The following is a 10,067-nucleotide window of genomic DNA, read 5'->3' as shown; positions in this document are numbered from 1 at the left end:
CTCTTCTACTAGCACAATACGTTGACAGCGGCGCTCCAGAGTATTTAGACCAAGGGTTACAGGCGATAAAAGTGGGGAGAGTTGCAGATGCGATCGCATTATTTCGCAAAGCCACCGAACTCGATCCTAATTTAGCCCCAGCACATTACAACTTGGGGCTAGCACTGCGACAAGTAGGACAATTACAACCTGCAGCAGATGCATTTTACAAAGCTACACAAGCAGATCCCAAATTTGCCCTAGCTTACGCTAACTTGGGCGGATCGCTCTTAGAAGGATACAATCTGCAACAAGCAGGAGATTACTTGCGACGCGCTCTAGAAATCGATCCCAAACTGGGGATAGCGCACTACAACTTAGGATTGGTGTACGAGCAACAGAGAAATTGGGAAAGAGCTATACCATCCTTTAGAAAAGCAATGGAATTTAGCCCTAATGCACCCGAACCAGCTTACCATTTAGGGTTGTGCTACTTACAACAAGGGAAAACAGAGAAAGCAAAAGAAGTATTTCGCAAAGCCGTCAAAATTAACCCCAAATATTCAGAAGCTCATTACAATCTTGGAACGATTTTATTTAGTCAAAGTAAGTTCAAAGATGCATTAGATGCTTTTAGAAAAGCGGCTGAAGGAAACTCTAATTATGCCAATGCTTATTATGGAGCAGGGTTAGCTTTTATACAGTTAAGACAATATTCCGACGCAGTAAAAGTATTGCAATACGCCAGAAATTTATACCAGGCTCAAGGAAATTCACAGTGGGCAAACCAAGCATCACAATTGTTGCAACAAACACAAAATTTAAATAATCCGCAAAATTTTAATTATCAACCGCGCTAAGTGGAAAGAATAAAGTGTAGAGTATAAAGGATGAAGTAAAGTTCCCACAGTAAAGATTTGGGAACTGAAAGAATGATATATCGCTACAAATGCTGTCTCATACAATTTTGGATTTTAGATTTTAGATTTTGGATTGAAAAAGTCTTGTTTGGACTTAATTTCACCCAAAAATCTGTCTGATTTTGGTTTCCAATTTGTATCATTTATGAACAAAATTAGGGGCTTATATCCGTAAAGATGAAGTATGAAGGAGAAATTTTTCATCCTTTATCCTTCATCCTTTATCCTTTCTCAAGTGGTAATGTAATGCTGATGAAAAAGCGCTTCAAGAGCCAATTCTTATTCTCCAATCGCTGGATTGACCGACAGTGGATAGTGAGCAATATGGAAGCTTTCCAAGATTTAATTGTGATTGTCCTGTGTTTGGGTTTATTTGCCGTTATGCTCGTTCAGTTATGGGGAATAGCGATCGCCCTTACAGAGTCAGTAGATTATAAACATGTAACAGCCAAAATACTGTTTATCTTGATTTTGGTTGAGTTGTTCCGATTGCTGATGGTTTATTTGCAAGAGCATAGTATCTCAGTTGGAGTTGCAGTAGAAGTTACAATCGTGTCGTTACTGCGAGAAGTTGTGGTTCATGGTGCATTGGAAATTTCTTGGATTCAAGCTGCAGCCATTTGTTGTTTATTGGTAATATTAGGCGGGCTGTTGATAGTGTGCGCTAAAACACCGCATATGGATTGCATGAGCGCTAACACCAAGGTATGTCCTATTAAACATCGCGAGGATAAGCACCAGGAAAGCGAATTTCATTCACGACGGTATTCAGTGAGCAGTGACCAGTAACCAGTGAGCAGTGAGCAGTGACCAATGCCCATTGCCCATTGCCCAAATAGGTATTAAGTATCTGGTCTTTCCTGCTGCTGTCTTTCAAGTTCAGCGGCAGCCATATCTAGTTCCATCTCCAGTTGTTCCACCCCTCGTGTTTCTCTGTTGACAAACATTTCCCCTGCGAGAACCAGCCTTAAAATGCTAGTGCAGCGATCGAGAGCGATCGCTGTTTGACTTATGCATTCAAACACACTATATCTTATTGAAATTTGATAATTTGTGTGAAGTAAGAATAGTACCAATGACGAGCTGTTTTGTGATAGAGGTCGTTTACGATATTCCAGACAATACAGAATTTTTCTGTAGTCTCAATCTAGAGTTAACAGCCTCTATTGATATAGGTTTAGACAATCTAGCAACGATTGTTTTTAGTGACCCTACCATACAACCAATAGCTGTAAATGGTAAACCTTTAAAATCAACTAACCAGTTTTACAAAAAGCAGCTAGCTAAATTTAGAGGTTTCCTACCTGAAGGAAGAGGTACATCCAATCGGATTCAAAACATTGTTCGTCACCGCAATAACTTTGTTGACAGCTACTTACATTCCTCAACCAAAATGATGGAACTATTCTTTTGGACAGATGAAGACCTTCCTTCAGGCAAGTAGAAGGGAATAAGAAACCTAAAGGAGGGTAATCATGGTTCAAACAGCAGGAAACAATCCTCAAACTCAGAATCCCGTAAGCAACTTGGAATACGACTTTCTCACTGTTTTGCACAACAAAGCTGAAGCCATCAAAGCTTATGAAACTTACATCAACGATGCAAAGCAAGCTGGTTCTCAACCTTGTGTAGAACTGTTCCAGAAGTTGCGTCAAGCTGATGTCGAGCATGCACAAGAAATCCGCCACCACCTTCAGCAAGTTATGCAGCACGGTAAGATGTAAGCTGTCACTTTAAGGTTTGCAATCTCGTTCCCAGGCGAAGCCTGGGAATGCATTTTTAGAGGCTGAGCCTAGGGTTTGAGGCAGGTGTTGACTCTCTTTACGATGAGCATGGCTCACCAACACGGACAATAATGAATCCAAAAAGATGCTTGTAAAATAGTGTGGGTTCGTGCGAACCCACACCCACCTTTCTGACTTATACTAACCTAACACTAGTATTATTTCCTTCCAACCAACTAGATTTGTAAAAATTACACAAACTAAGGAAAGTTGTATCTAGGAGCCAATCGGCAATTTTTTACTCGGCTCACAAAATTTTAAATGGCTCAGATTTTGAGGACGCTTGCCAAGTAGCCACGGCTTTAGAGCACAAATGTGTTATTTTGACATCTGATAGGGTTTTACGCATGTTCAATAAATTTTAGTTAATGAACCGCAGAGGACGCAGAGAGCACAGAGGTAAAGGTGTTTTTAGCATTGCCATGTTCTTAGATAGGTGATAGTATTCTTGTTCTATCTCACTGTTTACCGTGTTATCAATCTGCACGTTATGGTTCAAGTAATTCAAGCTAGAAACGTTACCCTGTACGATTTAACAACCAAGTTTGGACTTCAGCTAGTTGAGGATGAGCAATTTTTCTGGGAATGGCAAGATAATTTGCCAGAAATTACCGAGCTAGAAAAGCAGCGACTTGACGGTGTTAAAGCAAGTTATGCCAATATGCTCCAATATCCCCCTATGCTTGAGAATACCGTCAAAATGGTAGCGCTATCTCCTCTGCTAGAATTAGCTGGCTTTTATTTACCCCCCTTTCACATTAAGTCAGAAAAATCTGTAGAAATCTCTGCTGAAGATGAAGGCGTCATTGTCAAAGGGGACATTGATGTCTTAGTTCTCTTTGAACAGATGTGGGTGGCTGCGATTGAGTCTAAGCAGGCACATTTTTCTCTTGATGCAGCAAGAGCACAGCTACTAGCTTATATGCTGGCTGATTTGCAATTTGATAAACCAACCTTTGGATTAATTACAAATGGTGCTAATTTTCGATTTATTAAGTTAGTAAAAGGAACAAACCCTCAATACGCTTTATCCAAACTGTTTGATATTTTTAATCCAGGAAATGATTTGTATGTGGTTTTGAGTGTATTGAAAAGCTTGGGAAAATTTTACAGTGACCAGTGACCAGTAACCAGTGACCAGTGGATATTTATAAAGAATTATTATGTATATTAAATTAGCGTCATATAATCCATACGTTCTAAATCAGTACGTTCAAGCCCTGAGACCCATACAGTTACTATCTGGTCAATTTCAAAGTCTCTGAACCAAGAAATACTGGGTGCATACGCATCTTGCTCTTTTAAAAACTCGTCTGTGAAGTCATACCCGAAGTTATAGCCCTTCCTGATATCATCAGCTTGTATTTGGCGTAACTTTGAACGAAAATAACATATTCCATCTGCCAACCTATACTCGTTTTCACCTAAACTGTAAGTTTTACCGCCTTCTTCTCCAAAATCCTTTTGCTCGTAATATAGCGTCTCTGTGGATTCACGATCGCTGTAAAGATGGTATCCAATATAGCCGCATACATCGCTAACTTGATAATAAATTGCTTTGGTATGCAACCACATAGACATTAGTAAAGCATACGCATCTGTTAACTGAATGATACAGGGAAAAAAGTAACTTGATTGAATTATAGTCCACCTAGGTTTCTGAAATTGAAAAAGTAGCAAGCTATTTTTAGCTGTCAGTTTTATTTTGCGTGCATATACGTCTCGTTTCCAAATATTTACCAGTCCCATTTGAACAAATGCTTGCCCTACTTGTTCAATAGGTGATTGAACAAGTATTAAGCGATCGTTTAAATCAATGTTATCAGTTCCACGGCGCTGCTCAATGGATAAATCATCTTGATTTGTACCGTATCTGCCAAGATTTTTCATTTGAAACCTCTTAACGATTCCCTTTTCCTTCTGGTCACTGGTCACTGGTTACTGGTCACTGTTACATAACACTTGTATTAAATATTGTGTAAGTGTATGTGCATCTACGCCTAACTCTGTTCGCTCTTGTGCTGCTAGAATTCCTGCTTGAGAGTGCCACCAAGCCGCAGTTGCGGTAATATCTTCTACGGGAATATTTTTAGAGGAAGCTTGAGCTAGCAATCCACCAAGTAATCCGGTTAATACGTCCCCACTACCTCCTCTTGCTAAAGCTGGGGTACTTTCGGGGTTGAGCCAAACTGTACCTTGGGGATTGGCGATCGCAGTTCTTGCTCCTTTTAACAACACGACTGCTGTACTTTGGGCGGCTGCTTCTCTGACTGCTTTGACTCTATCTTTATTGGGATCGGAAATATCGGGAAATAACCGTTTAAATTCACCAGCATGGGGAGTCAGTACTGTGGGTGCTTGGCGTTTTTGTAATGTAGGAATAGTTCCCAGATCGGCTAAGATATTTAAGCCATCAGCATCTAGAACTAAAGGGACTTTACTGTTTAAAACTTCTTGTAAAATTGGGTTGGCATCTCTTGTTAAACCAGGACCGCAAGCAATAGCATTAAATTGACTGAGGTCAGTATTTTCTGGTAGCTGAAGTTGTGCGATCGCTCCTGACTCAGTTTCCGGACACCCAATAATCAGTGCTTCTGGTAACTGCGCTATAATTATAGGCTTGAGAGATTCGGGTACAGCAATGGAAAGCATTCCCACACCACTTGCTCTTGCTCCTAACCCCGTGAGTAATGCTCCTCCAGAATAGCGCCGCGAACCACAAATAAGTAGTAGATGTCCTTCCTTGTATTTGTGGGTGACTGGTGGACGGGGTAAAGGGAGAGTGGAAAGTGCGGTTTTTCTTGTGATGCGTTTTATACTTAACGATTTGCCTAGTATGGCGTGTATGTCAGCCAACGGGATATCAAAATCTATTAATTCTGCTTTGCCAACATAGTCTAAAGCTTGGTCTTGTAATAAACCAAGTTTCCACAAACCCAAACAAAGTGTATGGGTCGCACGTACCGCAGTTCCCAACACTTCTCCAGTATCTGTATGCAATCCTGAAGGTAGATCGATAGCGATCGCGGGTTTGTGCCATTCATTTAGCTGGTTAATAGCTGTGGCAATAGGCTCAGCGATTGCTCTTTCCAAGCCAAATCCAAACAACCCATCAACAAACAGGTGATAATCTGCCAGTTGCTCAATTGATGAGTAACAAGGAATACCTATATTTTGAGCGTACTGTAAGTGTTGGGAAGTTAATTCTTTCAGTTTGGAGAAAGGACAATAAATACCAACTTCATAACCGCGAAAGAATAACTCGCGAGCAACAACTAAAGCATCACCGCCATTATGACCGGACCGACGAGAATTCCAATGCGGAATGAGAGGGAGTGGGGAGTGGGAACTGGGGACTGGGGGAGAGGAGTGGCGGGAAGGGAGAAGGGAGGGAGTAGGTATTAGCTTCTACCGTTATTCTTTGGATGCGATTGGTAATTAATCCTGCAACTTTTTCCATCAAAGCTGCTACAGGCATTCCCCCAGCAAAGATACGTTCTTCAATATCCCGCATTTGTTGTGCGGTAACGACAACCTGTGAAATTAGTTCTTGTCTACCCATAGAATTTTGGATTTTAGATTTTGGATTAAGGGGTTTTAGATTAATATCCAATGCCCAATGCCCTTTGCCCAATCCCTATTTGCCATAATAAACTCTGGCATTTGATAAATTTCCTCGATTTCGGAGATGGCGGTTTAAAATTTCTGCTTGCGATCGCTCTTCAAAAGGTCCTACTCTCACGTGCTCGCCTCGTGGCTCATTCCTGGCTTCCACAGGTTCTCCGTAACGAACTAATCCTTTAATCTGTCTTTCAAGACTGAGTAAGTTTTGGGAAATAGCTGGAACGACTACATAGTAACATTTATCACCATATACTCTACATCTACGTGATAAGGGTCTATCTGGATAAGGTCTATCTGGGTAAGGTCTTCCGACAATTTGTCCGTTAGAAATCTGATAAACTCGAATACCACCTATACCATTTGATACTAGCCTATCAACTCGCCTTCGCATACGAGGTTCTCCACACTCATACCCTGCTTGAATAAAACCTCTATAAATGAAAGCATCGCGTACTACTCGCCGGACTCGATTTAGCCCGTTATTTTTATCAACTAATATGCGATAGCACTCTCCACGATCTGGGTATCTCCGATCTAGTCCCTCTGGTGCGCTATATTCTTGATAATTTTCAGGAGGCGGGGGCGGGACTGGTACGTCAAACTGAGCTTTTGCGGAAGCCAATGGCACCAGTATTGCTACCCATCCTCCTAAAAGCAGAGACAGACAATAAAAACTGAAAGGTGTTGTGCTCCTACTTAGTAGTTTTTTAGACATATTTATTGGTAACGATCGCAGGAAAAGTATAGAGTATCAAAAATACAACATATTTGGATAGTTTTACTGTCCTACTACCCTCTTGCCAGCAGAAACAATGGAATTAGTCCAAATTTAAGCGATCTACCCCCTAATTGGGAGAACTTTCATATTTTATCCTTTATCCTTCACAATTTATCCTTGAGTTAGGTGGGCGAGAGAGTGCCAAAGTTGTTTGGTTTTCAGATAGCTTAAGCTAGAGATACCACCTAATGTGTTCAAAAACCTTATTGGATTATGGTTCAAGAGATTTCAATCCCCGATTCCCTCTACGAACAAGCTTTCACTCTAGTACGGGAAATGCAAATTTCCCCCAGTGACTTATTCTCATTAGCCCTTAAGGATTATCTACGCCGTCATCACAGTCAAAAGCTGTTGCAAAGCATCAACGATGCCTGCGTAGATGGACTGGATGAAAATGAACAAGTCAAGCGCTACGCGCAATTCGTAATTCGTAATTACCCCACATTCATAATTCGTAATTCATAGTTCGTAATTCGTAATTACGTTTAAACGATTACGGCTGCGGGCTTGTTTCTATGCAGTCTGAATTCTTTTTGAATTCATAGTTGGTAATTTTTCTGACACCAATTACGAACTACGAATTACGAATTATTCGATCATCTAGGGAAGCTAACAATCTAACAATCCCTTGATTAAGAGTTGTCAATTGCTCAATTGCTCGATCGATACAACCAATATTTTCCTCTAATCGTCCCACTGCTAGCCTGAGTTCTACTCTTTCGTCAGCTGCTGCTTGAATAGCTTTGGCGTTGGAGGCAATCAGTTGCTTAAGTTCTTCATCGGTCATAGCAAGGATTATAGAATCAATTTGCTTACAACTGTCTTATGCAACAGCAAATTCAGTTAAAGCTCGCTCTCTAGGATGCTGAAATCCTAACACGATATCATGTTTTGGAATCCCTGCCTTCAGCAAATCATTTGTCACGCCATCTTCCGTTAAATCCTCCTCAACCCAGATCTTCCCATCTTTAAGCCGAATATAAACTGTACTTCCACAGGTTCTCCCCGTTTGATTCCAGCCAACCTGCGCCCAAAAATAGTGGTCTCGAATTTCGTCAAACGCCAAAATAGGTTCAATCCCAGGACTCAGTTGTTCTCGATCGAGCTCGTAGTAACGAGTCAGCACTTCCTTAACAATTGTTCGATAGGTATTTAACTTATCCATTGCACAATGACCTCTTGCTCTACATTAAAAATAATCAGCTTGATATCCAATTCCGTCACTGCAAATTGAATTGCACTTTTGAGAAAGAAACTTCGGTAGATTGAATCACTCACTGCCATATACAAGACTGCTTCAGGAAATTGTTGCGTCAAGTACAATCTATAAAGGATGTACTGACCTAGTGCTGCTTCAAAGTCTCGAACTCGTGAAAGTCCTAGAAAGCTTTTGACCTCAACAATGATGTGCTGCTCATTCCTTTCCGCTGCAAACATTGCCATTGCTGCTAGATCGGCATAAAGCTTGATTTCCTTGAACTTAATCTGATAGGTGTCACGAGTAATCCTCCAGCCAGCTTTAATAAGGGCATTTTTAGCTTGACCATGATAAACATCCTTAGTTGGCATAGATCGCTAGATCGTTTCACATATTGTAACGCAGGTAGTTCTTATAAGACCTTCCACCGCTTCTAAAAATCTACGCACATCTAGGCAATAATGGCTACGGTATGAACGAACTTTCATATTTTATTCTCCACAATTTATCCTTGAGTTAGGTGGGCGAGAGAGCGTCAAATTTGGTACGCTTGAAATACCGCTTTGCAGATCGCGAACAAACTCCCAAAGGTTCGGCGCGAGGTGCAAAATTCTATCTATATTGGAAGCGGTCAATAGCGATCGCAAGTAACGGAGATGAACAAAGTCGTAGTAGGTCTTTCAGGCGGTGTTGATAGTTCCACCGCAGCAGCTATTCTGCACGCTCAAGGCTATGAAGTAATTGGTTTAACCCTTTGGTTGATGAAAGGAAAGGGTCAATGTTGCTCTGAGGGTATGATAGACGCGGCTTATATTTGCGAACAGCTAGGCGTTCCCCATCACGTTGTCGATATTCGGGATGTCTTTCAAACAAATATTGTTGATTTCTTGGTAACTGGATACAGCGCGGGGATTACACCTTTACCTTGTTCGCAGTGCAATAAAACAGTGAAGTTCGGTCCCATGTTGCAGTACGCTCGCGAAAATTTGGGATGCGATCGCATTGCCACAGGTCATTATGCGCGCATTCAGTATGATGAAGCAACCGGACGCTACCAACTGTTGCGAGCTGTCGATCGCAATAAAGACCAGTCTTATTTTCTTTATGACTTGTCACAAGATTTACTATCGGGTTCCGTGTTTCCTCTTGGAGAAATGCACAAAGCCGATACCCGTCGCATTGCTGGAGAACAAGGTTTAAAAACAGCTGATAAGCCAGAAAGTCAAGACTTATGTTTGGTAGAAAGTAATGGTTCAATGCGAGCATTTCTCGATAAATATCTTGCTCCCAAGACAGGGGATATTGTAGATACCACAGGGAAAGTTCTGGGACAGCACGAAGGTGTCCATCACTACACAATCGGACAGCGAAAAGGCTTGGGGATCGCCGCCGCCGAACCACTGTATGTCATCTCACTAGATGCAGTCAATAACCGGGTGGTTGTAGGCGATCGTACAAAAGCCACTCAGCCAGAATGCACGGTTGGTCAAGTCAACTGGGTATCCATAGCCGAACCATCCAGCCCCATTCGAGCCGAAGCACAAGTCCGGTATCGGTCAACACCCGTACCAGTGACGGTCATTCCTCTAGAAAACTCTCGTGTCCGCATAGTATTTGATGAACCCCAGTTCAGCATTACCCCCGGACAAGCAGCTGTCTGGTATGACGGAGAAAAGGTTTTAGGTGGCGGAATTATTGAGCAATTTAACTAGTAGTCTGTCACATCAACTTTGCTGGGTGGCGCTGATGTTATGGTAAGCTATTTACAAAAGTGGTCAAGGTGA

Annotated in this window: 13 protein-coding genes and 1 pseudogene; 7 read left to right on the top strand and 7 right to left on the bottom strand. The window is 41.6% G+C overall.

Going from position 1 to position 10,067, the window contains the following annotated elements; all coding sequences use genetic code 11:
* Together F7734_RS59010 and F7734_RS59005 are read left to right on the top strand one after the other, a co-directional pair.
* Window positions 1-839: tetratricopeptide repeat protein (locus F7734_RS59010; RefSeq protein ID WP_155753470.1), on the top strand; the 839-nt coding region annotated here is incomplete at its 5' end.
* Window positions 840-1,151: 312 nt separating this feature from the next.
* The gene (locus F7734_RS59005; protein WP_155753471.1) at window positions 1,152-1,688 is read left to right on the top strand and encodes a phosphate-starvation-inducible PsiE family protein; all 537 of its coding nucleotides are present in this window, start codon (window positions 1,152-1,154) and stop codon (window positions 1,686-1,688) included.
* Window positions 1,689-1,741: 53 nt separating this feature from the next.
* On the opposite strand, the gene F7734_RS59000 is transcribed toward F7734_RS59005, so the two are convergent.
* Window positions 1,742-1,924 carry a hypothetical protein gene (locus F7734_RS59000; RefSeq protein ID WP_155753469.1) on the bottom strand — a complete coding sequence of 61 codons (183 nt, stop codon included), beginning with the start codon at window positions 1,922-1,924 and terminating at the stop codon, window positions 1,742-1,744.
* Window positions 1,925-1,974: 50 nt separating this feature from the next.
* Between F7734_RS59000 and F7734_RS58995 the strand changes: the two genes are divergently transcribed.
* The 3 genes from F7734_RS58995 (at window position 1,975) to F7734_RS58985 (ending at window position 3,806) form a co-directional block, all read left to right on the top strand.
* Window positions 1,975-2,343, top strand: coding sequence for a transposase (locus F7734_RS58995; RefSeq protein WP_243147627.1), 369 nt, complete (start codon window positions 1,975-1,977; stop codon window positions 2,341-2,343).
* Window positions 2,344-2,374: 31 nt separating this feature from the next.
* On the top strand, window positions 2,375-2,623 hold the full coding sequence (locus tag F7734_RS58990) for a hypothetical protein (RefSeq protein ID WP_155753468.1): 249 nt from the start codon (window positions 2,375-2,377) through the stop codon (window positions 2,621-2,623).
* 550 nt (window positions 2,624-3,173) lie between these two features.
* Window positions 3,174-3,806 carry a restriction endonuclease subunit R gene (locus F7734_RS58985; RefSeq protein ID WP_155753467.1) on the top strand — a complete coding sequence of 211 codons (633 nt, stop codon included), beginning with the start codon at window positions 3,174-3,176 and terminating at the stop codon, window positions 3,804-3,806.
* 47 nt (window positions 3,807-3,853) lie between these two features.
* Here F7734_RS58985 and F7734_RS58980 read toward each other — a convergent pair whose 3' ends face one another.
* The 3 genes and pseudogenes from F7734_RS58980 to F7734_RS58970 form a co-directional block, all read right to left on the bottom strand.
* On the bottom strand, window positions 3,854-4,573 hold the full coding sequence (locus F7734_RS58980) for a hypothetical protein (RefSeq protein WP_155753466.1): 720 nt from the start codon (window positions 4,571-4,573) through the stop codon (window positions 3,854-3,856).
* A 48-nt stretch (window positions 4,574-4,621) separates the two neighbouring features.
* Window positions 4,622-6,245: pseudogene (locus F7734_RS58975) on the bottom strand (NAD(P)H-hydrate dehydratase).
* A 75-nt stretch (window positions 6,246-6,320) separates the two neighbouring features.
* Complete coding sequence (locus F7734_RS58970) at window positions 6,321-7,022, bottom strand: hypothetical protein (RefSeq protein WP_155753465.1); 702 nt, start codon at window positions 7,020-7,022, stop codon at window positions 6,321-6,323.
* A 276-nt stretch (window positions 7,023-7,298) separates the two neighbouring features.
* Between F7734_RS58970 and F7734_RS58965 the strand changes: the two genes are divergently transcribed.
* Window positions 7,299-7,550: a hypothetical protein gene (locus tag F7734_RS58965; protein WP_207714474.1), complete on the top strand. Its 252-nt coding sequence runs from the start codon at window positions 7,299-7,301 to the stop codon at window positions 7,548-7,550.
* 109 nt (window positions 7,551-7,659) lie between these two features.
* On the opposite strand, the gene F7734_RS58960 is transcribed toward F7734_RS58965, so the two are convergent.
* Genes F7734_RS58960 through F7734_RS58950 form a run of 3 tightly spaced genes read right to left on the bottom strand, consistent with a single transcriptional unit; the run spans window position 7,660 to window position 8,654 of the window.
* Window positions 7,660-7,872, bottom strand: coding sequence for a hypothetical protein (locus F7734_RS58960; RefSeq protein WP_155753464.1), 213 nt, complete (start codon window positions 7,870-7,872; stop codon window positions 7,660-7,662).
* A 36-nt stretch (window positions 7,873-7,908) separates the two neighbouring features.
* The gene (locus tag F7734_RS58955; protein WP_155753463.1) at window positions 7,909-8,250 is read right to left on the bottom strand and encodes a XisI protein; all 342 of its coding nucleotides are present in this window, start codon (window positions 8,248-8,250) and stop codon (window positions 7,909-7,911) included.
* Window positions 8,238-8,654, bottom strand: coding sequence for an element excision factor XisH family protein (locus tag F7734_RS58950; RefSeq protein WP_155753462.1), 417 nt, complete (start codon window positions 8,652-8,654; stop codon window positions 8,238-8,240). Before F7734_RS58950 ends, F7734_RS58955 begins: the two co-directional genes overlap by 13 nt.
* Before the next feature lie 285 nt (window positions 8,655-8,939).
* Here F7734_RS58950 and mnmA point away from each other — a divergent pair, with 285 nt between their 5' ends.
* Window positions 8,940-9,995: a tRNA 2-thiouridine(34) synthase MnmA gene (mnmA, locus tag F7734_RS58945; protein ID WP_155753461.1), complete on the top strand. Its 1,056-nt coding sequence runs from the start codon at window positions 8,940-8,942 to the stop codon at window positions 9,993-9,995.
* Window positions 9,996-10,067 lie beyond the last annotated feature (72 nt).

The sequence above is a fragment of the Scytonema sp. UIC 10036 genome (genome assembly GCF_009725235.1).
This window is presented reverse-complemented; position numbering and strand designations above follow the sequence as displayed.